Source organism: Priestia sp. TRN 1309 (assembly GCF_050846875.1).
In the GTDB taxonomy this organism is placed as follows: Bacteria; Bacillota; Bacilli; order Bacillales; family Bacillaceae_H; genus Priestia; species Priestia zanthoxyli.
Window position 1 is genome coordinate 445,750 of the sequence record NZ_JBOZGM010000003.1, and the last position, 24,047, is coordinate 469,796.

Annotated in this window: 20 protein-coding genes and 3 riboswitches; of the genes, 9 read left to right on the plus strand and 11 right to left on the minus strand. The window is 38.3% G+C overall.

Going from position 1 to position 24,047, the window contains the following annotated elements; all coding sequences use genetic code 11:
- Positions 1-28: 28 nt before the first annotated feature.
- From ACRPLQ_RS14480 to ACRPLQ_RS14495, 4 genes are all read right to left on the minus strand, one after another.
- A complete protein-coding gene (locus ACRPLQ_RS14480) occupies positions 29-472 on the minus strand; it encodes a TlpA family protein disulfide reductase (RefSeq protein ID WP_013055693.1) in 444 nt (147 codons plus the stop codon).
- A gap of 116 nt (positions 473-588) precedes the next feature.
- Positions 589-1,131: a peroxiredoxin gene (locus ACRPLQ_RS14485; protein ID WP_014461319.1), complete on the minus strand. Its 543-nt coding sequence runs from the start codon at positions 1,129-1,131 to the stop codon at positions 589-591.
- A 573-nt stretch (positions 1,132-1,704) separates the two neighbouring features.
- Positions 1,705-2,691 (minus strand): Gfo/Idh/MocA family protein, encoded by a 987-nt coding sequence (locus ACRPLQ_RS14490; protein WP_432236135.1) that lies wholly within the window; start codon positions 2,689-2,691, stop codon positions 1,705-1,707.
- A gap of 174 nt (positions 2,692-2,865) precedes the next feature.
- Entirely contained in the window at positions 2,866-3,498 is a 633-nt protein-coding gene (locus ACRPLQ_RS14495) for an NAD(P)-dependent oxidoreductase (protein ID WP_028412233.1), read from the minus strand.
- A gap of 423 nt (positions 3,499-3,921) precedes the next feature.
- On the opposite strand from ACRPLQ_RS14495, the gene ACRPLQ_RS14500 reads away from it, so the two are divergent.
- The 3 genes from ACRPLQ_RS14500 (at position 3,922) to ACRPLQ_RS14510 (ending at position 6,768) form a co-directional block, all read left to right on the plus strand.
- Positions 3,922-4,119, plus strand: coding sequence for a cold-shock protein (locus ACRPLQ_RS14500; protein ID WP_013055689.1), 198 nt, complete (start codon positions 3,922-3,924; stop codon positions 4,117-4,119).
- Between the two features lie 130 nt (positions 4,120-4,249).
- Positions 4,250-5,029: an ABC transporter ATP-binding protein gene (locus ACRPLQ_RS14505; RefSeq protein ID WP_315942894.1), complete on the plus strand. Its 780-nt coding sequence runs from the start codon at positions 4,250-4,252 to the stop codon at positions 5,027-5,029.
- Complete coding sequence (locus ACRPLQ_RS14510) at positions 5,026-6,768, plus strand: putative ABC transporter permease subunit (protein ID WP_430158935.1); 1,743 nt, start codon at positions 5,026-5,028, stop codon at positions 6,766-6,768. The genes ACRPLQ_RS14505 and ACRPLQ_RS14510 overlap by 4 nt, the downstream gene beginning before the upstream one ends.
- A gap of 29 nt (positions 6,769-6,797) precedes the next feature.
- On the opposite strand, the gene ACRPLQ_RS14515 is transcribed toward ACRPLQ_RS14510, so the two are convergent.
- Positions 6,798-8,123 carry an amidohydrolase family protein gene (locus ACRPLQ_RS14515; RefSeq protein WP_432232036.1) on the minus strand — a complete coding sequence of 442 codons (1,326 nt, stop codon included), beginning with the start codon at positions 8,121-8,123 and terminating at the stop codon, positions 6,798-6,800.
- A 507-nt stretch (positions 8,124-8,630) separates the two neighbouring features.
- A riboswitch (purine riboswitch) is annotated at positions 8,631-8,732 on the minus strand.
- Between the two features lie 211 nt (positions 8,733-8,943).
- Positions 8,944-9,045: riboswitch (guanidine-I (ykkC/yxkD leader) on the plus strand.
- 63 nt (positions 9,046-9,108) lie between these two features.
- Here ACRPLQ_RS14515 and ACRPLQ_RS14520 point away from each other — a divergent pair.
- From ACRPLQ_RS14520 to atzF, 5 genes are all read left to right on the plus strand, one after another.
- Complete coding sequence (locus ACRPLQ_RS14520) at positions 9,109-10,458, plus strand: APC family permease (protein WP_028412231.1); 1,350 nt, start codon at positions 9,109-9,111, stop codon at positions 10,456-10,458.
- Between the two features lie 124 nt (positions 10,459-10,582).
- A riboswitch (guanidine-I (ykkC/yxkD leader) is annotated at positions 10,583-10,687 on the plus strand.
- A gap of 47 nt (positions 10,688-10,734) precedes the next feature.
- Entirely contained in the window at positions 10,735-11,472 is a 738-nt protein-coding gene (locus tag ACRPLQ_RS14525) for an urea amidolyase associated protein UAAP1 (RefSeq protein ID WP_028412230.1), read from the plus strand.
- Positions 11,473-11,492: 20 nt separating this feature from the next.
- Positions 11,493-12,146 carry an urea amidolyase associated protein UAAP2 gene (locus ACRPLQ_RS14530; RefSeq protein WP_047751562.1) on the plus strand — a complete coding sequence of 218 codons (654 nt, stop codon included), beginning with the start codon at positions 11,493-11,495 and terminating at the stop codon, positions 12,144-12,146.
- A gap of 16 nt (positions 12,147-12,162) precedes the next feature.
- Complete coding sequence (gene uca, locus ACRPLQ_RS14535; RefSeq protein ID WP_367077522.1) at positions 12,163-15,774, plus strand: urea carboxylase; 3,612 nt, start codon at positions 12,163-12,165, stop codon at positions 15,772-15,774.
- Between the two features lie 14 nt (positions 15,775-15,788).
- Positions 15,789-17,537 (plus strand): allophanate hydrolase, encoded by a 1,749-nt coding sequence (atzF, locus tag ACRPLQ_RS14540; protein WP_155008425.1) that lies wholly within the window; start codon positions 15,789-15,791, stop codon positions 17,535-17,537.
- A gap of 117 nt (positions 17,538-17,654) precedes the next feature.
- Here atzF and ACRPLQ_RS14545 read toward each other — a convergent pair whose 3' ends face one another.
- Together ACRPLQ_RS14545 and ACRPLQ_RS14550 are read right to left on the minus strand one after the other, a co-directional pair.
- Positions 17,655-18,221, minus strand: coding sequence for a DedA family protein (locus ACRPLQ_RS14545; RefSeq protein ID WP_223546326.1), 567 nt, complete (start codon positions 18,219-18,221; stop codon positions 17,655-17,657).
- A 237-nt stretch (positions 18,222-18,458) separates the two neighbouring features.
- Positions 18,459-19,439, minus strand: a complete 981-nt coding sequence (locus ACRPLQ_RS14550; protein WP_154989500.1) for a zinc-binding dehydrogenase — start codon at positions 19,437-19,439, stop codon at positions 18,459-18,461.
- 161 nt (positions 19,440-19,600) lie between these two features.
- Between ACRPLQ_RS14550 and ACRPLQ_RS14555 the strand changes: the two genes are divergently transcribed.
- Complete coding sequence (locus ACRPLQ_RS14555) at positions 19,601-20,476, plus strand: LysR family transcriptional regulator (RefSeq protein ID WP_367077523.1); 876 nt, start codon at positions 19,601-19,603, stop codon at positions 20,474-20,476.
- Between the two features lie 43 nt (positions 20,477-20,519).
- Here the strand turns inward: ACRPLQ_RS14555 and ACRPLQ_RS14560 are convergent, their stop codons facing one another.
- The 4 genes from ACRPLQ_RS14560 to ACRPLQ_RS14575 all read right to left on the minus strand — a co-directional run bounded on the left by ACRPLQ_RS14560 (position 20,520) and on the right by ACRPLQ_RS14575 (position 24,000).
- Positions 20,520-21,554: an AI-2E family transporter gene (locus ACRPLQ_RS14560; protein ID WP_028412216.1), complete on the minus strand. Its 1,035-nt coding sequence runs from the start codon at positions 21,552-21,554 to the stop codon at positions 20,520-20,522.
- Between the two features lie 168 nt (positions 21,555-21,722).
- A complete protein-coding gene (gene bluB / locus ACRPLQ_RS14565) occupies positions 21,723-22,376 on the minus strand; it encodes a 5,6-dimethylbenzimidazole synthase (protein ID WP_013055676.1) in 654 nt (217 codons plus the stop codon).
- Between the two features lie 464 nt (positions 22,377-22,840).
- Positions 22,841-23,260 (minus strand): hypothetical protein, encoded by a 420-nt coding sequence (locus ACRPLQ_RS14570; RefSeq protein WP_016763238.1) that lies wholly within the window; start codon positions 23,258-23,260, stop codon positions 22,841-22,843.
- A 101-nt stretch (positions 23,261-23,361) separates the two neighbouring features.
- On the minus strand, positions 23,362-24,000 hold the full coding sequence (locus ACRPLQ_RS14575) for a DUF1643 domain-containing protein (RefSeq protein ID WP_205689676.1): 639 nt from the start codon (positions 23,998-24,000) through the stop codon (positions 23,362-23,364).
- Positions 24,001-24,047 lie beyond the last annotated feature (47 nt).

Sequence of the window (24,047 nt, forward strand, 5' to 3'; positions counted from 1 at the left end):
CCCTTTTTATTTCTTCTTCATGTATAGATTATTCTTCTCCTAAAACGCGATTGATACGTTTGCGAAGCATTGGCATTCCATTTCCACCCGCTTGGAAATGACGAAGCTGACCTTCTTTATCAAATACATAATATGCTGGTACATATTTATTTTCAAAAGCGTCTGTTAACTTATGCTCACTGTCTACATAAATTGGCTGAGTAATATCGTGTCCCATTGCCATTGCCTCAATAACACCCATATCTAAGTCATCTTCCGAACGAGGCATATGAACCGCTACAACATTCAATTGATCATCATACTCATCACGAAGATCATTAACTTCAGGCATTGCTTCTTTACATAAATGGCAGCTTACTGACCAAAAGTGGATAAGCGTTGCTTTATCACCTACTAAATCTTCCTTTGTTACTTCGTCGTTAATCCAAGATGTTGCTCCAGTTAATTCAGGCATTTGTTCACGTAATTTCATGTTAAAATCCTCCTCATAAATAAAACTGAATATTCTGTCTTTTATAATTAGAAAACTATCTTTTCTATCTTAATGGCAGCAGTAGAGGAAGTTCTCCTCTACGCCACCGTTATTTATTAAAGTGTTTTTTGACCTGGTTTCCAGTTAGCTGGGCAAAGTCCGCCAGTTTGAAGTGCTTGAAGTACACGTAATGTTTCTTCTACGCTGCGGCCGATGTTGTTATGGTTTACAACTGCATATTGTAATTCACCTTCTGGATTAATAATGAATAATCCGCGAAGCGCTACGCCTTCTTCTTCAATTAATACGCCGTAATCACGTGCTACTGCATGAGTTGGATCTGCAGCTAATGGATAATTTAAATCTCCAAGCCCATTATCTTTACGATCTGTGTTAATCCAAGCTAAGTGAGTATGAATTGTATCTGTAGAAACACCTACCACTTCAGCATCTAGATCCTCAAACTCTTCGTAGTGATCTGATAGAGCTGTAATTTCTGTTGGACATACGAATGTAAAGTCCATTGGATAGAAGAACAATACTGTCCATTTACCGTTTTTCATATTTTCTTCTAAACTTACTTTTCCAAATTCCTTATTTGCAAGTACAGCTTCCATTTCGAAGCGTGGTGCTTGTTTTCCTACCATACGTTCTGCCATGTCAAAACCTCTCCTTGTACAATGTATTTAACAAGCCTATGCTTGTATGTATTATTTTTAATGCAATCAGCACTATTTACTATTTGATAACGATTATTAGTATCATTATAAACTAGTAATAACTATTGATTACATTCTTTATTATACACGAGCTATTATTATAGTCAATACTTTTTTATAATCATTTTAATCTAGGATTGATTATCGAATATTTCTCACTCTTTTTATTCTTTCCCTTGATCAATCCTATGTATGCAGGGGTGAATGAACATAGAAGATACTAAAAAACTTCCCTTGTTTCAACATATTTGCTTTTACAGTGTGCTGCAACAAGATTTCGAATCTCAATTATGTTCTTTATAACTACAATAAAAGAGAATGAGACATAACGATCTAAATCCAATTTAGAGACGAACATATGGTATAAATCTTCTAATAAGGGTCACTACTTGTTACTTAAAACCTGCTTTTATCCTACCCATAAAAAAATCCGAACGAGTTTGATTCTCCATCAAGAATCAAACTCGTTCGGATCTTCCTTCAACTAAACTACTTTTGTCCAGCCTCTTTTATTTATTTCTTATCATTTGGATATACAAGACCGATTTGCTCTCGCACTTTATCCATCACACGCATTGTTAGATACGAATTTTCATAAGAATTTGTGTCCGATTCCATCTTTCCTTGCTTTAACAGCTCTACGAATTCATTTATTTCGTAGTACATAGCAGGGTAAGGCTGATCGACCGTTAACTCTTCTACCCGTCCGTCATTGTATCGAATTTCTACCTTTTCAGCAGTATGTATTTTGTCAATAATCATACTGCCTTTTTCTCCTTGAATTTCACTTGGTAAATGCGAATTTGTAATTTTAGAATACATGATGACCGCGTCGCGATCTTCGTACTCTAAAGCAACTGACCCTTCTCCATCTACTCCAGATTCTAGCATAAACGCCGTTGCCTTTATTTTATGAGGCCCTCCAAACAACGTAATCAGAGGATACAGACAATATACACCTAAATCCATCAGTGAACCGTTGGCAAGCTCTGGCTTAAAGGCATTAAGCACGATACCTTCTTTGTATTTATCGTAACGAGAAGAATACTGACAGTAAGATGCCACGTATTTTCGAATTGGACCAATTTTATGTAAGTTCTCTTGAATCACGTTGAAGTTAGGAAGAAGGGTTGATTTCATCGCTTCCATTAGTAACACATTGTGATTCTTGGCTGCTTGAATCATGCGAGTTACTTCTGCTGCATTGGCTGCGAGCGGTTTTTCACACAGTACATGCTTGTTATTTTTCAAAAATAAGATAGCCTGTTCTGCATGATAAGCATTTGGAGTAGCAATATACACTGCATCAATTTCAGCACTTGCTGCCATTTCCTCTAAATCAGTAAATATATGAGGAATATCATATTTACCTGCAAACTCTTCTGCTTTTTCAATGGTTCGAGAATAAACAGCTGCAAGCTGAAAGTCGTCTACATACTGAGCTGATTCTAATAGTCGATCTGTTATCCAGTTTGTTCCTATTACACCAAAACGAATCATCTTTTCATCTCCTTTTTATCATCTATGTTGTATTGTATCGTTTTTAAAAAGAAAAACGAAGAAATAATACAAAATCTATACCATTTTCCATTGCTTTATATCTATTTTGTTCTATATAAAAAAAACAGCTCACAACAAATGTAAGCTGTTTTTTTATATGACTCAAACGTAAGCTTATGCTTTCTCACCCACTACAGCAAAACGTTCGTTTACATAGTTTTTATTCTCTAACTCATCTATTAAAGCAATCGCATAATCAGCATAGCTAATATAGCTTTCATTTTGACTATTTGTGATCACGTGATCTTTTCCTAATTGATAGGCTCCAGTGCGAGCACCTTCTGGGTCAAAAAAAGCGGCTGGGCTTAAATAAGTCCAATCTATAGTTGATTTTTCTAGTTCTTTTAAACCTTTGCCCATATTTGAAGCCGTTGGATAATAAGCTGCTGGAAAACCTTCTGTGCTCATTAAAGGCATTGTTTTTTCTTCATCTACAAATAAACTTCCTGCTCCGCCCACTACTGCGAGTCGCGTTTGAACACCTTGAAATGCTTTAATAAGTGATTGTATAGACTCAACGTGCATCTGTTCACTTCCGGGAGGTGCATTAAATGCGTCTACCACAGCATCGAACTGTTCAATGTCTTTTGAAGTAATGGAAAAAATATCTTTTTCAATTACGTTTGTTTGATTTTTTAGTTTAGAAGCATTTCGAACAATGGCTGTTACTTCATGTCCTCTCTGTTTTGCTTCTTCCATAATTAATTGACCTGCTTTTCCTGTTGCTCCAATAACGCCAATTTTCATTTTTATTCTCTCCTTTTATTTTTGTTGTAACCACAATAGTTACACATTACACAAAAAAATTTGAGCTTTTATAACACTGCTTTTTCTTTTCAGCTCGTTGTAACCATTATAGTTACACGTCATTCAATTTGTCAACCTCACTATTCATTTTTTTACGAGATAAAAGATTTTAGGGATCGCTAAAAAATCCACAAAACAATAGCTTATTTACTATTTCAAAATATTCCCATATTTTCAACTTATTTTTATCTCAGAGTACTTTTTTATGAAAAAAGGTTTCTTTTTTATAAAAAAGTGTTATACTAGGTATATTATTTCTTGTTCGGTGTTAACAAATAGAAAGACTTTCTTTAAAGTGATTCTTATTGAAATTGAGCAGAGATAGTAATATATTCGTGGATTTTCCACACAGGAGGTACTACAATGGTACAAGGTAAAGTAAAATGGTTTAATGCAGAAAAAGGTTTTGGATTCATCGAAGTAGAAGGACAAGACGACGTATTCGTACACTTCTCAGCTATCCAAGGCGAAGGTTTCAAATCACTTGAAGAAGGTCAAGAAGTTACATTTGAAATCGAAGATGGAGCTCGTGGACCACAAGCTGCTAACGTTCAAAAGTAATTGATTAAGAAGCTGTCACTAATGTGACAGCTTCTTTTTATGCTCTTTTTTTGTTTTTTATTACATTTTATGAAACTTTATCCTTTTTCATTCGTATATGATAGTAGAAAAACAAACGAGGAGGATGAAGATGCACTCTATTTCACTATCAAATGTATCTAAAAGCTATGGGTCGCACAAAGCCGTCAAAGATCTTAACTTAACTGTAGAAAGTGGCGAACTATTCGGATTTTTAGGTCCTAATGGTGCAGGAAAAACAACTACTATTAAAATGATGACAGGCCTCTTAGAACCTTCTTCAGGCTCTATTGATGTATGTGGGATTAATGTATGGGATTCGCCCATTGAAGCAAAACGAAAAATTGCATACGTTCCTGATCAACCTACACTTTACTTAAAACTCACTGGTATGGAATACTTACAGTTTATTGCCTCTATTTTTAAATTATCTGCTGATGAATTCGAGACACGCTCCAATAAATGGCTAAGCCTTTTTCAGCTAGAAGAACGAGCAAATGAACTTATTGAGGGATATTCACACGGTATGAAACAAAAAATAGCCTTATGTGGGGCGCTTTTACATAACCCTGAAATTATTTTTTTGGACGAGCCAACTGTAGGACTTGACCCCAAAAGCGCAAGAACGCTGAAGAATCTATTGCGTAGCCTTTGCGATAGCGGCGTAACAGTCTTTATCACTACTCATATTTTAGAAATTGCTGAACAGCTTTGTGATCGAATTGGCATTATTTTAAATGGAGAAGTTATTGCTTTAGGTTCCATGAAAGAGCTTAGAGAGCAAGCGAACAATGATCAGTCCACCCTCGAAGACATCTTCCTCAATTTAACAGGGAATGAAGAGCAGCAAAACATCATAGAAGAACTTGCAAAAGCCGGTGAAATTCAATGATGAAACTCTTGCTTCAAACAGAAGGAAAACTACTTCTTAATCATTTTAGATCTTCTAAAAAACAGGCATACGCCACGGTTGGATTTTCTACTTTATTTATTGCTCTCATTGTGTATTTTTTATCAAAAGGCGTATGGAGAATCGCACCCTCTCTCTCTTTTGAGTTGATGAGCAGCTTATTTTCTTATAGCTGTTTATTATTAATAGGGATGCTGGTCTTAATGGGGATCCCACAGGTATTTAAAAACTTGTATTCTTCTTTGGACCTATCTTTTTTATTTACACTGCCCATTCCGACAAAACAGCTTTTTTGGGTAAAATATATTAAGAGTTTTCTTTCTACACCGTTGATAATGTTTTTTCTATTTTATATACCGTTTATCGTATACGGTATTCGAGTTCATACTAACTTTTTATTTTACATTATTTCATTTGCAGTTTTATTAAGTACAGTGGTAATTGGACTTTCTCTTTGTTATTTACTTAACCTTATATTGGTTCAACTCATCCCTGCACAGAGAGCAAACGAACTTATGACAGCCATGAGTGCTTTATCAGGTGTCATTGTGTATGTATTATTTCAACTTCCTAATTTCAGTTCTAATGGAGCACCTTTTGAAAAAGCAATAGCAGGCCTTCCCTTATTTCCTACATGGACGCCTTTTCACTGGGCAAGCATAGCGATAACTTCAAGTGCTAAAGGATCTGTTCATGCTTTTGTACCGGCGTTAAGTATTATGGTGTTAGCTTTTTTAAGTATTCTCTTATCTTCTTCTTTAGTGGAGAAAGGTTTTAGAACTGGATGGGTTCGTTTAAGTGAAGGAAAAGGAAAAAAGAGAGCTAAAATTTCATCAAGCAAAAAGTATAAAGTTCATCATCCGATTATGGTTATTGGTTTGACAGACTGGAAAAACATAAAAAGAGATTTGCGAGAATGGCTCGTTTTTATGCCTTTTGTATTCTTTCTTATCTTTCCTACCGTTGGTTTTTTAAAAAGTGGAGCTACTTTAGAGAATTTAATTTCTTATAAAGATAACGTATGGCTCGGCGTACAAGTTTTTTTCCTCTTCTTTTACGCTCTCTTTAACGGATCAATGTCTGCCTCTTCCATCGCGCGTGAAGCAGAAACAGCTTCACTTATAAAAAGTCTGCCGATTTCAAGTTGGCAACTCGCACTAGGTAAGCTGTGGATTAGCTGGCTGCTTCCTTTCATCCTGCTATCAACCATCGAAATTGTTCTAGGCTTGTTCATTCATTGGTCTGCTTTACAAATAATTGGTGGTATTTTGCTAAAAGGAATTTTAACCGTTGGAATTAGCAGTATCGGGATTTGGTTAGGTACTATTGGAGCTAAACACAATCCTAACAATCCTCAGAACCGTCTTACTTTTGGAGTTTCAATTCTCTTAGCAATTTTAGCCTATGTGTATTTGTTTATAGCGCTTATTCCATTTGCTTTACTAAACCTCCCTCCTTCATTTAAAGTATTTGCAGACGAACTTGCAGGAAGCGGATTTATTGGTTTCATAGCTGGTCTAGCTTCTAGTTTGCTTTCATTTAAAATGGCATATCCTGCTATAGCTTATCTAATAGGCATTGCTCTAATCATTATCTTTTCAGGAGGAATTGCTTTTCTAATGTTAAAACTTAGCACAACACGCTTAAAAAAAGGCATTCGAGTGGCAAAAGTACACTCCGGCTCTACTTTAGGGCGCCAAAGCTACAAAAAGAGTTTATAAAAATAGCTGCCTTTAAAAGGCAGCTATTTTTAACCAATTAAAATTTGATTTTCCTGCCAAAGGTTAGTCAAGTTCGTATCCGCGAGCCGCTGATGCGTCTCTTTTACGCTAAGCCAGCGATGCTTGTTGAAAACAAAGCGAGTTTCAGGAAGTTCAGTCCATATTTCCTGTACAGACTGGACATTTAACAGAACAAAGTTTGCTTCGTTTCCTTCTTCCACTCCATACTTTTCTTTTCCAATCAGCCGGGCTGGTATACTTGTAATCATTCGGAGCAACTGCCGCTGATCATCTGGACTTCCCATATGTGCAGCATAGGCAGTTAGTAACCCTACTTGCAGCAAGTCTGCTTTTCCAAACGGATGAAAGGGGTCGTTCACGTTATCAGATGCAGTAGCAATCGGAATCGCTGCTTTTTGTATGTCGCGAATACGCGTTACGCCTCGTCTTACAATTCCTTTATCTTCTCTTCCCTGTAAATATAAATTAGAAGCAGGTAATGTGACAACTCCAATTTTCGCCTGTTTCAAAAGGTTTAAGATTTCTTTCACTTTTGCATCAGTCATTCCTGCAAGCGAACAAAGATGCCCCACTACCACTTTTCCTTCCATATTCAATTCAATTGTTCTATGAGCAATATTAATTATCGTATCAACAGATGGATCATCGCTTTCATCCACATGTAAGTCAAGAGGTTTATTATAGGCTTGAGCCAGCGAAAACAGAGCATCAATCTCTTTTTCTGGATTTCCAGCTAAATGAGGACAGCCTCCAATCGCATCAATTTCAAGGTCGAATGCTCGTTCAATTTTAGTCATCTTATGCATATCATCAATGTCTAAGTTAGAGAATAGCGGAACAACCTGCACATCCATATACGGGCTTAATTCATCTCTCACTTCGACAGCCGCTTGTAAACTTCGAAATAAACTATCTTCTTCCATGCTGCAGTCAAAATCAATATGCGTTCGAATCGTAGTCGTACCGTTAGCTAATGCCTGCAAAGCAGTTTTAAACATTCGCTGCTTAATTTCTTCTTCTGGAAATGTCGGCAGGCTGCTGCTGTAATTTTTAATGGCTTCTTGAAGAGTTCCAGATAAATTGGGCACTTGAGGAAGCGAATGAGCTTTGTCTAAATGCATATGCATATCTACAAATCCTGGTAATAGCACACGACCCTGTGCATCAAGTGACGTTTCTTTTCCTAACACGGCTGCGTGTAGCGGAAAAAACTCGTCACCTTCAAGATAACCGTTTTGTAAAACGATAGAAGTATACATTCCATTTGAAATTTTCACTTCAAAAAGAGCGTGATCGTGCATAATTGGCAAGCGAACATTAATTAAGTGAAGCAATATAATTCCCTCCTCAATTTTTCAACTTCTTCATTTTTCATAGACCGCTTTATCTTCTCTATTATTTATTGTTTAAAGCATTAATTCGCCAAATTTCGCAAATCACCTTCTCTTTAAAGGCCTTTATTTACAGAGAAAAAAGCGAGAACAAAAAAAGGAGCAGCGTCCCCACGCTGCTCATCAAAGAAAAAATGCTAGAAAATAGATAGAATGTACTTCCCATGGTTAAATGAGGGCTTACAGATAAAGCTTCAGTGAGTGATTTCATGCTTTACATCGCTATTCTCCCCAGAAAGCAATGCAGATACAAACAAGAAATTTTCATTACTCGCTTATACTGTAATAGACACATAAGAAAAAGCCCAAACAAAGGCAGGTCTCTCAAATACAATGAGCAAAAACCTACCCGCCTGGGCTTTTATCCCTTCGGTGTCATATCCACTTCTTTTCAAAAGTGAATATGTGAATCGCTTGGACCAAACTTTCTACTAACGTAAAAATGGGAACCTAGATTCACTTTTTACTCATAGTCCTATCATTTACGGTGATAAGGTAGAAACGTCTGAGCCATATTCTCAAACATATATGAGTGAACCGTATTTAGCTTTTTCTTGTCTACAAATATACTATAGGTCTCTCTATAAGTCAACTATAAACGAATAATCTTTTTAATTAAATTATATATAGTTCGTATTTTACAAAAGTTTACTTTTTTAAAAAGTTTGTTAAACTATCTAACACAGTAGTTGCATCTTCCTATAATCCTGCTTATACTTCGAACTACTTACATTATCTATAAAGGTCTTCGCTCTGTTGAAGACAAAAAGCGATCTAGGGTTCCGTTTAACACATGTTAAAGGCTGGTCCGAGAGAGAGCGTACGGAACGGTCCGTATACACGGAAGGATAAAAGCCTGGGAGAATGACATCATTCTCCCAGGCTTTTCTTTTTTACTAGTATAAAATAGAGGAAAGAAGGGATTTATATGAACAACCAACCAGCGTTAAGTAAATCGCTAAAGGTATATCAAATTGTATTTTTGGGTCTTGCCTGGATGACTCCGATGATTTTCTTTACAGTTTACGGAGTAGCCTACGATGCGGCTGGAGGGCAAATGGTCCTTGCTTATTTAATTGCTTTTTTAGCTATCTTTTTTACCGCATATAGCTATAGCCGAATGGTAAAAGCATATCCAATAGCGGGATCTGCTTATACGTATACGAAAAAAGCTATACATCCTCGCCTTGGCTTTTTAGTAGGCTGGGCACTTCTTTTAGACTATATTTTCTCCCCTATTATCGCTATTTTAACATTTGGTATTTTTATGCATACGGAATTTCCTTCTATTCCTGTATACGTATGGGTCATTGTCATGAACATTATCTTAGCTTTAGTCAATATTGTTGGTATTAAATCTGTCGCTCGTATAAGCGGCATCTCTGTTGTAGTTCAGATTCTATTTATAAGTTTGTTTTGTTTATTTATCATCAAAGATATTGCAACAGGTCAAGCTAGTTCTTCTACTCTTTTTTCACTTCATCCTTTTTTGGCTTCAGATGTACCGTTTACGACTATCTTTTCTGGAGCTGCGCTCATTTGCTTTTGCTTTTTAGGATTTGATGCAGTTACAACAATGGTGGAAGAAACGATTCAACCGGAAAGGACAATTCCAAAAGCCATTTTTCTTATTGTTTGTATTGCAGCTGTTATGTACATCGCTATTTCGTATTTTACACAGATTGCCTATCCGAAATTCATATTTACTAATCCTGATAATGCTGCCTACACTCTTGTAAAATTAGTGGGCGGAAATCTTTTAAGCAGTCTATTTATTGCGGTCTTAATTATCGCAACCTTTACTCAAGGAGTTTCTTCAGTCACAAGCGTGACTCGCTTTTTATATGCTTTAGGCCGTGAATCCGTGCTGCCTCAGAAGGTATTTTCATATATTCATCCAACGTTTAAAACGCCCGTGGTGAATATCTTGCTTGTTACCGCTTTTTCGTTTTTGGGAATGTTTATTGATTTAAACACAGCCGTTACTTTTGTCAGTTTCGGTGCCTTAACCGCTTTTACATTTGTTAATCTATCAGTCATTGCCCATTTTTATATTAAGTTAAAGAAACGATCGTTTACTGAAACAATACTTTATTTAATCTTCCCTTTGATAGGAGCGGCATTTATCGGATGGCTGCTCACACTGTTAAACAAAGACACTCTTTTGATTGGTGTCGCCTGGCTTACGGTTGGATTTCTCTATTTATTTGTAAAATCTCGACTATCGGCTCCTTTTGTAAAGAGAGATCATTCAAAAGTGACGGTCCCTGAAAAATAAACTGAAAAATCAGTTTTTGTGTCAGGTATTCTAACAAACTGCTTGTCAACTTATTTTCAAACATACTATACTACGATTAATCGAAAGCCACAAATGGATAAAGGTTCTTACAGATGTTAAGAACAAAAAAGCTGTCTAGGGTTCCGTTTAACATATGTTAAAGACTGGTCCGAGAGAGAGCGATATGGCGCTATGCTGTATAACACGGAAGGATAAAAGCCTGGGAGACTACTCTCCCAAGCTTTTATCCTTTTTTTATTCTAAGGAGGTTATTTTATGAGTTATATCTCGAAGCAAACCATCCCAGCGGGCGGAAAATGGTCAGGACGAATTGGGAGAGGAAAATCAGTGACGTTTACCGCACAAGAATCCGGTGCAAACGCATCCCTACTATTGTACAACGCTTATGATTTAACGGAACGATACAACATGCCTGATACCTTAAAAGCTCAGCATACTGCTCATTTAACAAAAGGACACGTTCTGATGAGTGACAACGGCAGAGCATTTGCAAGCATCACTGCTGACACCACCGGCTGGCATGATACCATTTCAGGCTATACTACGCGCAGCTTAACTCATCAAAAATACGGTGCATCTACTTATCAAGAATCCCGAAACGCATGGAGAAGGAATGGCGAAGAAAACTTCTCAATGGAGCTTCTGCGCAACGGTTTAACAACACGGGATTTAGTCCCTAATCTTAACTTATTTTCAAAAGTATACTGCGACGAAGAAGGCAATATGAATTTTGTTTCTTCTCATTGTAAAAAAGGAGATTTTATTACGCTTAGAACAGAAATGGATTTGCTTTTTGTACTGTCTAATACCCCTAACCCTTTAGACCCAAGTAAAACGTATCCTTCTGTTCCGATTGAAATAACCGTAGATGAAGCAGCTCCTGTAAGCTCAGACGACTACTGTTTAAATTTTAGACCTGAAAATAAACGAGCGTTTGAAAACACATGGTCTTATGACCTATTGCTTGGAAATAAAACATTATCAACAATTTAAAAATGAAGGAGGCTTCTATAATGGCTGTATTTAATCGAGTGGAAAGTAGCAGAAAAATAGAGAACGCAATTTATGATGAAACAGTACTGGCTGGGGATGGCTGGATGCACGAACTTAAACCAGGACAAACGCTTAGAATAATAGATGTAAAAGGAAATCAAGCAGCGGATACGTTATTCTTTGATGCAGAAAATCCAGAAGATCATTACAGTGCAGTATCTACGATTGCTAATCAAGGAAATATTTATTTATCCACCGGCACGGTGCTGCTCTCTCAATCTGGAAAAGAACTAGTCAAAATTGTAGCTGACACGTGCGGACGCCACGATACTTTAGGGGGAGCTTGTTCGGCACAAAGCAACACCGTACGTTATGCACATGACACGCTTCCGATGCATAACTGCCGAGATACATTTATGCTACAGCTATCAAAATATGATAGTCGCTACACCAAAAGAGATTTAGCACCGAACGTAAACTTTTTTATGAATGTACCTGTGACGCCAAGCGGCGGATTAACGTTTAATGACGGAGTGTCTGCACCTGGATACTATGTAGAAATGGAAGCGATCAATCCTACACTTGTATTGATCAGCAACTGCCCTCAGCTTAATAATCCGTGCAACGATTATAACCCTACCCCTATTCGCTTAGTTATTTGGGATTCATTATAAAAAGGAGTGTTCATCTATGTTTACAAAAGTATTAATTGCGAACCGAGGAGCAATTGCCGTTAGAATTGAGCGAACATTACGACATTTTGGAGTGAAATCTGTGGCTGTTTATACAGAAGCTGATCAAGACAGCCTGCACGTTGATGAAGCAGATGAAGCCATTTTAATTGGCAGCGGCCCGGTCAAAGAAAGTTATTTAAACGAAGACCTTATTCTAGATATTGCAAAGAAAACAGGAGCGGAAGCTATTCATCCAGGCTACGGTTTTTTAAGCGAAAACGCGGAATTTGCTCGTCGCTGTCGAGCTGAAGGAATTGTATTTATTGGTCCTACACCTCAGCAAATGGAAATATTCGGATTGAAACATTCAGCTCGGGAAATTGCGCAAAAAGCGGACGTGCCTTTGCTTCCTGGTACACCTCTTATTACAGATGTATCAGAAGCTGTACGTGCTGCTGAAGAGATTGGCTATCCCGTTATGTTAAAAAGTACAGCTGGCGGCGGCGGAATTGGAATGCGTGTTTGCCAAGATGAAAAAGCGCTTCAAGCCGCTTTTGACTCAGTTTGCCATTTAGCACAAACAAACTTTAAAAACAGCGGTGTTTTTTTAGAGAAATACATTCAAAAAGCTCGCCATGTGGAAGTTCAAATCTTCGGGAATTCTTTTGGAGAAGTAGTGGCTTTAGGAGAACGCGACTGCTCTATTCAGCGAAGAAATCAAAAAGTAATTGAAGAAAGTCCAGCTCCAAACTTCCCTTCATATATACGGGAAAATATGCTGCAAGCAGCTACTCGACTAGCTAAAGAAGTGGGATACCGAAGTGCAGGAACAGTAGAATTTTTATATGACGCCGAAGCGGAGAAGTTTTATTTTTTAGAAGTAAATACTCGTCTTCAAGTAGAACACGGCGTTACAGAAGAAGTGTTAAACATCGATTTAGTAGAATGGATGCTTAAAGAAGCATGCGATGAGCTGGTAAACCTTCCTTCTTTGCTTCCTGTTCCTTCAGGTCACAGTATCCAAGCGCGTATTTATGCCGAAGATTGCTTAAATGATTTTCGTCCAAGCGGCGGGCAAATCGACCAAGCCATTTTCTCTAAAAGTGCTCGAGTTGAAACATGGATGCGAGACGGCATTACTGTAACATCCCTTTATGATCCTATGCTCGCTAAAATTATCGTTCATGGAAAAACACGAGAAGAAGCTCTTCTAAAATTGAGCGCTGCTTTAAAAGAGACAAGATTATACGGCGTTACTACTAATCTTCAATACTTGCAGGGACTGTTAGAAGAAAAAGCGTGTAAAACAGGCGATGTGTATACTCAAATGCTTAACTCATATACTCCGAGCGAACAAGCAATTGAAGTATTAGACGGCGGCGTTCAGTCCACTGTTCAAGATTACCCGGGACGCACCGGGCACTGGAATGTAGGAGTTCCACCGTGCGGTCCAATGGATCCTTTTGCTTTTCGCATAGGAAACAAACTTCTCGGAAATTCACCGGATGCCCCGGGAATTGAAATGACTCTCCGAGGCGGCTCTTATAAATTTAGAGCCAATGTATCTTTTTGTATTACAGGTGCCAACATGCAGGCTACATTAGACGGCGCTGAAATTCCCATGTATAAAACCATTCAAGCAAAGCCAGGGCAAATTCTTTCATTTGGTGAAGCAACCGAAGGAATGCGCACGTATTTACTGATTGGCGGCGGACTTGATATGCCTAAAATATTAGGCAGTTCTTCTACTTTTACACTAGGAAGCTTTGGAGGACACGGCGGAAGAGCACTTCGCACAGGAGATGTACTGCGTGTTTCTGACTACGCTCACGTTGAAAATGAACTTGCTCTTTCTGATCAGCCGACCATGTCTAAAGAATGGACAATCGGGGTGATTCCCGGCCCTCATTGTACAGAAGAGTTTTTGCAGCCAGAGTACTTGCAGCAGCTAACAAATACAAAATGGGAAGTTCATTTTAACAGCTCTAGAACAGGTGTTAGGTTAATAGGTCCCGCTCCTTTTTGGACGCGTGAAGATGGAGGAGAAGCCGGTTTGCACCCATCAAATATTCATGATAATGCCTATGCCATCGGCACCTTAGACTTAACTGGAGATATGCCTATTTTACTTGGCCCAGACGGCCCGAGCCTTGGGGGCTTTGTTTGCCCTGTTACGACTGCTTCAGCAGAGTTTTGGAAAATAGGACAGCTTCACCCCGGAGATAAAATTTCGTTTAAATTAATTGATCTTGAACAAGCTGAAAAACTCAAATGTACGCAGGAAGACTTTTTACAGCGTATCGGAACATCTGCATCACTTCCTGTGCTTACAAATCCAGTAGCACAGCCGCTCAAAAGCGATTATCCGCTTCTGATCAACGAAACGGAAAATAGACGATTCCCTTTTTCCGTCCGCTGCTCAGGCGATGCGAATATACTTGTGGAGTACGGAGAAATGGAGCTTGATCTGCTGCTTCGCTTCCAAGTGCATGCTTTAATGGAAGCTATTCAAAAGCGTAAGGATTTACCAGTTCTAGATTTAACGCCTGGTATCCGTTCTCTTCAAATTCATATTGATGCAACAAAGATGTCTATTCTTGAACTTTGCCAGCACATTTCAGCTATTGATCGCGCGCTTCCTCCACTTGAAGAAATGGAAGTTCCCTCTCGTATTGTAAAACTTCCACTTTCATGGGATGATCCTGCGACTCAATTAGCTATTGAACGCTATCAGCAAAACGTTCGCCCAGATGCCCCCTGGTGTCCAAGCAATCTAGAGTTTATTCGCCGAGTAAACGGTCTGGATCACATTGAAGATGTTAAACGAGTTGTATTTGACGCTAATTATCTTGTAATGGGGCTTGGAGATGTATATTTAGGCGCACCTGTTGCTACGCCTCTAGACCCTCGTCACCGTTTAGTGACAACGAAATATAATCCCGCTCGTACATGGACGCCTGAAAATGCAGTTGGTATTGGCGGTGCGTATATGTGCGTATACGGAATGGAAGGTCCTGGGGGCTATCAATTTGTGGGACGCACGATTCAAATGTGGAACCGACTTCGTCAAACGGAAAGTTTTGAATCAGGAAAACCGTGGCTTCTTCGTTTCTTTGATCAAATTCAATTTTACCCAGTAGAAGCAGATGAGCTTTTAAAACTGCGCGAAGATTTTCTTCGCGGGAGATTTGAAGCAGATATTACGGAGACAACGTTTAAACTTGGAGAATATTTAGATTTTCTTTCATCTATTGAAGAAAGCACGGCTGCTTTTCGTCACACCCAGCAGGCTGCTTTTCAAACAGAGCGAGAAGATTGGAAAGCACTCGGCTTAGCTGAATACGTCTCTGAACATGAAACGGCTGAAATTACGGAACAAGAACTGCCCGAAGGTACGGAAGCCGCGCGCTGTACAATGCCGGGAAGCGTATGGAAAGTTCTTGTTGAAGAAGGACAAAAAGTTAAAAAAGGCGATACGTTAATTATCGAAGAAAGTATGAAAATGGAGTTTCCACAGCTAGCACCTATGGATGGATATATCAGTTCTATTCATGTAAAACCCGGCGATGAAGTACAAGCTGGACAGCTGATTGCCGGTATAAAAGCCTTTGCTCCAATTACTCATTAAGGACGGTGGATACAATGAAAACAGTGAGCTTGCCTAAAACATTTTCGGTTCAATGGTTACGTGATATGTATATCAAAAAAGAATTAACTCCGGAAGATGTAGTACATCAAATTCTTACGCGTGTAGAAGCTGATAAAGACATGAATATTTGGATTACCCCTCCTACACTCGGTGAGTTAAAACCTTATCTCGATCGCTTAGCTACCCTAAGCCCTGAAGCGTTACCTTTATGGGGAATTCCATTCGCCGTTAAAGATAATATCGATGTAGCCCATGTACCGACGACAGCCGGATGTAAAGAATATACGTATATCCCTTCTGCACATGCTACGGTTGTTCAACGTCTTATTGATGCAGGTGCTATTCCTCTTGGAAAGACCAACTTGGACCAATTTGCTACAGGGCTGGTCGGTACACGAAGCCCTTACGGCGAAACGCACAATGCGTTAAAGTCTGAGCTCATTAGCGGCGGATCGAGCTCAGGGTCAGCTGTATCCGTAGCTCGCGGGCACGCTGCTTTTTCTTTAGGTACCGATACAGCAGGTTCAGGGCGCGTCCCAGCCGGTTTAAACCGTTTAATTGGCTATAAACCTTCTCTCGGAGCGTGGCCATCTGCAGGTGTAGTTCCGGCGTGTAAAAGCTTAGACTGCGTCACTGCTTTTGCTCATGAATGGAGTGACGTACTGCTTGTAGATTCTATTATTAGAGGAGTAGACGATCAAGATCCATGGTCACGCTCTGTTGTTCGGGCTTCTTCGGCTCTCCCTGAAAAAATTTGTATGGTAAAAGAACCGCTCTCATTTTACGGACCGTTTGCTGAGCAGTACGAGGAAGCTTGGAAGCAAGCAGTGAAAAAGATTGAAGGTTTATCTATTCCCATTGAATACATTGACGGCTCGTATTTAAGCGAAGCAGCTGCTTTATTGTATGACGGCCCATACGTAGCGGAGCGCTGGGCTGACTTAGGAGAATTTATTACTTCTCATGAAGAAACAGCATTTCCTGTAACCGAGCAAGTCCTTCGTTCAGGAGCTAAATCAGAATATGATGCTGCTGCTTTATTTCAAGCTTCACATAAGCTTCAATCCTTTAAACATAAAGCATATCATCAGCTTAAAAATGCTGTTCTTGTTATGCCGACAGCAGGCGGAACGTGGACGCGGGAACAAGTAAGAGAAAATCCAATTGAAACAAACAGTGACATGGGGCGTTTTACAAACCATTGTAACTTGCTCGACTTATGCGCTGTCTCTCTTCCATCTCAAGATGCAGATCTTGATTTACCGTTTGGCATTTCATTTTTCTCTACATTTGACGGCGAACAATTCATTTGCGGGCTTAGCGAAGTGTTTTTAAATGGTGAACGAACGGTTGATTCAAGAAAAGATACAACCTTAGTAGCTGTTTGCGGTTTGCATATGCGCGGGTTTCCACTTGAATTTCAAATGCGTGAACACGGAGCTTCATTCGTACGAAAAGACCAAACCGCTCCTTATTACCAGCTTTTTAAACTGCCTACTTCTCCAGCAAAACCGGGGCTGTTGCGAACACATCAACAAGGAGAAAAAATTGAAGTTGAACTTTGGGAAATGCCCTTATCACTACTCGGCTCTTTTGCCGATTCTATCCCTTCTCCTCTTGGACTAGGCAAAATCACTCTCGAAGACGGCAGTGAAGTAGCGGGTTTTCTTTGTGAAGCTCATGCGACAGAAGATGCGGAGGATATTACGTCTTATAGAAGCTGGCGGGCTGTTTATAGTTGAATAAAAGAGCTGCCTCTAAGTCAGGGTTTCGACTTAGAGGCGGCTCTTTTGAGTTATAAAAACCTTACTATAAAAGCGCTCTTATTTTAAGGAATCACTTATTTGGTCCGGTCTTTTTTATGTACTTTTTCTCTTTTTCATCCACCAGCCTGCACCAACTATCACTCCGATTATAAGAATAACAAATATTAAACGGTCTACATCATGCAAATATTTTTGGATTTTTTCAATATCTCCAAGTCCTCCTACATAGAGCAAAAAAACAAACCATGGAAAAATACCTAATGTGCTGTATAAAACAAAGTCCTTAGATTTAATTTTACTAAGGCCTGCCAAATAGGTTATATAGTTTGCGATACTGATGGGCCGAGAAATCGTAATACTCCATTTTCCATACTTATGAAACCACTTTTGGGCACGCTTTATATTTTTTTCACCAAACCAGCGCTTGGTAATAGATTCAAACCTGTATCCCATCACGAACGGAATATAGTTGAATGCGATATAAATAACGGTATTGACAGCTGAAACCATAAGGATTTTCCATATTGAGAGCTGCAGAACCGAGCCAATGAGCAAAATCGATAACGTACACGGAAAAGGAATTGCCGCAGCTTCGATTGCTGTAGCAATAAAGATGCCCACTATGCCTAAGTTTTGTACAAAATCAATAAACCCTTGCACCTTTTTTCTCCTTTCAATCATACAAATTTCACGTTCTTTCATCATAACTCAAACTATTCAAAATTTCACGATTTCAAAGCAATTTTACTAGTAAAAAAAGCTTATACGCACCCGTTTGCTATATTTGATTATCTTCTATCATATGCAGTTCATAAGTGAAGTAACGCAAAAAAAGAAAATAGCAGAAAAAAAACTCTTTTATTAGTTGTAATAAAAGAGTCTTTTCTGTCCTGCTATTTATTTAACTTTAGCAATAATTTTCCCTTTCACATGGCGTTTTGAAAGCTCTTCTAATGCACTTGGCACTTCTTTTAACGAGATGATGCGCTCAATCATCGGAGCTACTTTCTTCTCTGCTACTAATGCTAAAAGCTCATCTCCCATTTTTGCTAAATCCGCTTGCGCCATCATGTCATCAATGTGGTGTGCAGCATTTAAAGCTACTTCATGATAAGAAATCACCTTTGTAAAAGGCTTTACTTTTGTATAATCAGGTGCACCAGCAATATGTGCTAAATGTCCTCTATAGGCAATCATATCTAAAGAATCCGTTGCGTTCTTTGCGCTCACCGTATCAAGCACAGCATCTACGCCGCGACCATTTGTCAGCTCCAATACTTTTTCTACGACGTTTTCCTCGCGATAATCCATTACATAATCAGCTCCTAACGACTTCACATACTCATGATTATGTGCTGAAGCTGTTGAGAAAACGGTTTTTCCAGCGTTTTTAGCAAGCTGCACGCCAAAGCCCCCTACGCCTCCAGCTCCTCCGTGAATTAAGATGGTTTGAATATGGTTCATTGGAAGTTTACGAAATAGTGCTTCATACGCCGTGTAACCTGCCGTAGGCAATGCAGCAGCTTCTTCAAATGTAACAGCATCAGGAATGCGCGAAATTGAATGAGCAGTTGTGACCGCATACTCAGCATATCCGCCTTTTTTCATAAAGTCCCCGTGATAGACAACGCGGTCTCCTTTTTTCCAGTCAACTACTCCTTCTCCAACTTCATCAATTGTCCCAGCTACATCCAAACCTAGAATGTGAGGATATGTCCAATGAGGATTTCCATTAGTAGCCGTTTTATAATCCACTGGATTAAGTCCCACTGCGTGAACTTCAACTACTACTTCTCCTTTATTTGGAAGAGGTTTTTCTATTTCTTCTACTTTCATTTCTGTCCATTTATTTTTATCTTGCAATAATAATGCTTTCACAGTCTAACTCTCCTTTTTAAATCATTTGCTTAGCGTTACTTTTATTATTTTATCTAAAAATGATTTGCTTACTATTTTTATTTTAAAGAGAGCTTGTCTATAATACAAATTAGAAAATAAATAGATATCCATAAATAAATTTATAAGAAAGGATAGCATAAATGATTGATTTTGAATGGTATCGCAGCTTTATTAGCATTTACAAATATCGATCCGTTTCTGAAGCAGCCAGAGCGAGGATCTTAACGCAGCCGGCCATGAGTCAGCACTTAGCTGCTTTAGAAGCTGAAATAGGCGAAGGTTTATTTATCCGTGCACCAAGAAAGATGATTCCAACAGAAAAAGGTAAAGAACTGTACACGCGTATTGTCCCGTTAATTGAAAGTCTAGAAGCTGCTTCAATTGAATTAAAAATGACCGCTTCATCTCCCGACGCGCTGCCGGTCGTAAAAATTGGTTCTCCCGTAGAGTATTTTACCGAACAAGCTTTAGAAAGAATAAAAGATGCAGGTATCCGCTCCTACAGCCAGTTTGGTATTGCTTCTGTTTTACTTGAAAAGATACAAAGCGACGAAATTGATATTGCGATTACAACCCAAAGATTGCAAATACCAGGAGTCGAATATACGGTCATTGAAGAAGAAGAGTTTGTCTTAACCGTCCCTCCTTCTTTTGAAATGACACCCAATGAAGACATAGAGGATTTTTTATACAATCAGCGGTGGATTAGCTATGGCCTTGAACTTCCTATTATCAGGCGTTTTTGGCGACAGCATTTTAAAAAACGGCCTGAAATTCAGCCTCATCATGTGATTCCAAATCTTCAAACGGTGTTAAAAGCCATTCAGCATCACATGGGAATCAGCCTGCTTCCCCGCTATTTGATTCAAGAAGCGCTCCAAGAAAAAAAGGTGAAAATCGAACTTGAACATTTAGCGGTAAAAAATCAGATCTTTCTTGCTTATAAACTTAAGCATCGAGATCATCCAGTCATTCAAAAAACGATACACTCGTTAAAAAAAGAAACGAACCACTAATCAAACATCTTGATTAATGGTTCGTTTTTCACCTCGTCTAAAATCATTTTGTCCCAGTCTCTTCTTTTTTTGACAGTTGCTGTGCTGAATCTACTCCTACGAGATCTAAAAAGAAAATAAAAATAGGAATACCAAGAATCAGCCCCCATACGCCCAAGAAATGTTCACCAAATACTAAAATGATAAACGTAATGAATGTTGGCAAGTTTGTTTTAGATGACATAAGCTTTGGATTTAATACATAGCTTTCAAGTGCGTGAAGTACTACCACCATAATTAACACAGATAGTACTTTTACACCGCCTCCTAAACTGTAAGCGATTGTACAAAGCGGAATGAGTGAAACAAATACCCCAAGAACCGGCACTAGCCCTAGTAGAAAGACCATAACGCCAAGCGCAAGCAAATTAGGAAACCCTAACACCCACAGGGCAATAACGGATAAAATGCTGTTCACAAAAGCGATAATAAACTGAACTTCTATTACCTTGCCGAAGGAATTAACAAATTTTCTCCCCAAATAGCCAGCTTCTTTGAAAAACCAGCCCAGCCTAGATTGTTCCAGTTGGACAAATAATCGGTGAATCCGCGACTTTTCAAGTAAAAAGAATAGGCTTAACAAGAGTGCTAAGAAAACTTGTGCACTTACTTTTCCAATATTAGATAAATAGCTGTATACTAAATCAATATTCTGCTGAATATTTTCTGGTGATTTAAATCTCTTTAGATTATCGATAATATAGGTGACGAATGTATTATCAGGGGGGTGCTTGTAAAAATACATCAGCTTCTGTACAAGCTCAGTAACTTGCGTCATAATAACCGGGATATATACATATCCTACAATACCGAGAGCACCAATCAGTGCGATATAGATGACGATGAGTATAAGCGTTGAATTAAGCGGAAGCTTTCTTCTTAACGTTTGTTGAAGACGACCAATTAAAAAGGTAAAAATAAACGTAAATAACAGCAGCTGAAGCATACTTCTAATGCTGACAAGTAAAACTGTAATAATAATAAGCGTAATGATGCGAACAGTAAGTTTGTTGTGAAGCCAACTTCTTGCAATATTCATGAAACCTTCAATTCTCCTATCTCTCTTTTTCCCAAGTCATTTGTATACATATAAATAAAACGGATACGCTAGACGCTCATATCCGCTTTCGCTATATATAGTGTATCATTTAATATTCAAATTTTACTATATTTCGGTGCTTTTTAGTATGTCTTTATTTTCTCTCCGCTATTCTTTTTCATTTTCCCATACATTATGATAAATTAGCTTGTCTAAATCCCTTCTTTTTTCCCAGTTAGCTTGTTCTAAGATTGGTTTCTCAGGGTATTTATCTGTATAGCCAATTGACATGAGCGCTACAGGATCAATATGAGGAGGAATATGTAAAATGTCACGTACATCATTTTTTTTATAAAAACTTACCCATCCCATTGCCAGTCCTTCTGCATATGAAGCAAGCCACATATTTTGAATCGCACACGCAGTTGACATCATATCAGTTTCTGGAATTGAGTTTCTTCCGAGAACATGAGAGCCCCCTCTTGTTGGATCACACGTTACGCAAATAGTTAACGGCGCTTCTTTTAATCCTTGAATCTTTAGCTCTAAAAAATCTTCTTTCTTTTCACCTTCATAATGAATAGCCAGTGCTCTTCTCTCTTTATCTGCTGCCCAGGCAAGTTTATTTTTCACTTCTGTATCAGATACTAATATAAAATTCCAAGGCTGCATAAACCCGACGGAAGGTCCGCTGTGAGCAGCCTGTAGAATGTTATAAACCGTTTCATTCGGAATCTCATCAGACAAAAATGTGCGTACATCTCTTCTTCCGTAAATCGCTTTGTATACCGCTTGCTTTTCGTCGTTTGTAAACGAATTCATCTTTTTCAACCTCCATTAAACTCTTTTTTTAACTATTTTTCTAAAAAAACATTAAAAAAATGTGATCCAAACTTTATGTTTTCTCGTATTACTATATGAATCTATCATAAAGGAGGTTGCAAACATGTTCAACGACGTTTTAATGAACTTATTTAACGCGGTAAGCAGCATCATTAACACAATTGGATAATTTGATTGTACATATTGAGTAAGAGAGGAGGCATATTACATGCTAAACGAGGTACTTATGAACTTTTTTAACGCAGTAAGCAGCATCATCAACACAATCGGATAAAAAAAGCACAAAGAAAAGGGTAACTGCCATTACCACCGTCTTTATGCTTGACTAGTTCAAAATCATATATTTTACAATAAAAAGAACTCTTTGATTAGGAGTTCTTTTTACTTATCCTAACATGTTCCTTTTTATTTGTATATATGCCTTGCTATTTCAACAGATTCACTTATATGTTGCAAGCATACACGTAGGTCTGCAGCTCGTAGTGCAGTTCTTTTAAGTCTTCAGCTGCTTGAGTCAATAACTTCTTTCGCTGAGCTGTATACACATCTAGAATCGCTCTTTCTACTTTTACCTTTTCTTCATATAAAATATCTAACTTATCTTCATTTCCTTCAAGGGAAATAGGCTTTAACATAGCAAATTGATAAATGGGTTGTCCATAATCCAATTTTGTTAAAATAGAACCTACTAATACATCCTGCGAGCATTCATATACGAAGTTTAACAGCGTACTTAATTCTTCTAGACGAGAAATATCCAGCTCTGCATTTTCATTGATCACAGTCCCTATATATTGAAAGCACTCTTCTTCTAACTCATTGTAAATAGTTGTGATGCGGTGCAGTACTTCATTCAACTTCATAAAGTTCCCCCTTCACACACGCTTCTTGATACAACCATATGACAAAACTTGGTGTTTTATACTAACGAAAAAGCGAGGAATATAAACCTCGCTTTTCCTTTTTATCGATACATACTGGCAATGTCTTCAATAAACATAAGCGGTTCTTCTTCTGTTAGTTGTTTAATTGGAGAATAATCCTCTCCACCAAAACTTTGATCTATGTCTTCAATAAACGAAGAAACTTCTTCTGACTCTTCACGATTAGCCGGCACTTCGTATTTCTGTAATTCTGTACGGTGCACGACGGATAAAATATGGCGAGGAAATTGCTGCTTCGTTTTTCCAAAACAGTATACCGGCTTGTGTTTCAAAAAGCGTTCTACTTCCTCTTGCCGGTTATAAATGCTTCCATGATCACCCCAAGCTACCACAACTAGTTCAGCATCTTCCACAGCCTTTTGAATATATTCACCTGTTCTTGTTCCAACAGCTTCTTCTTTTGAAAGCATGCGTAAAAACGAAACATGATCGGTTTGATAGCTGAATAAATAAACGATTTCTAAAACTCCAAATCCCCACTTTTGCGCCAGGTCTATGCATTTGGATACAGCTGTATCATCGCTGTATTCATACGTATTTTCTGGAAAGGACAAGATAAACGTAAGTTTACGTTCGTTTACTTCACTCCATTTGCATAATAGAGAATATTTGTATGTGCCTGTTTCATCAAAAATAACTTCTTTTTTCACTGCTTCCATCCCCCTGCCTTCTTACAATCTTGTTACTTATCTATTGCAAATGAGCT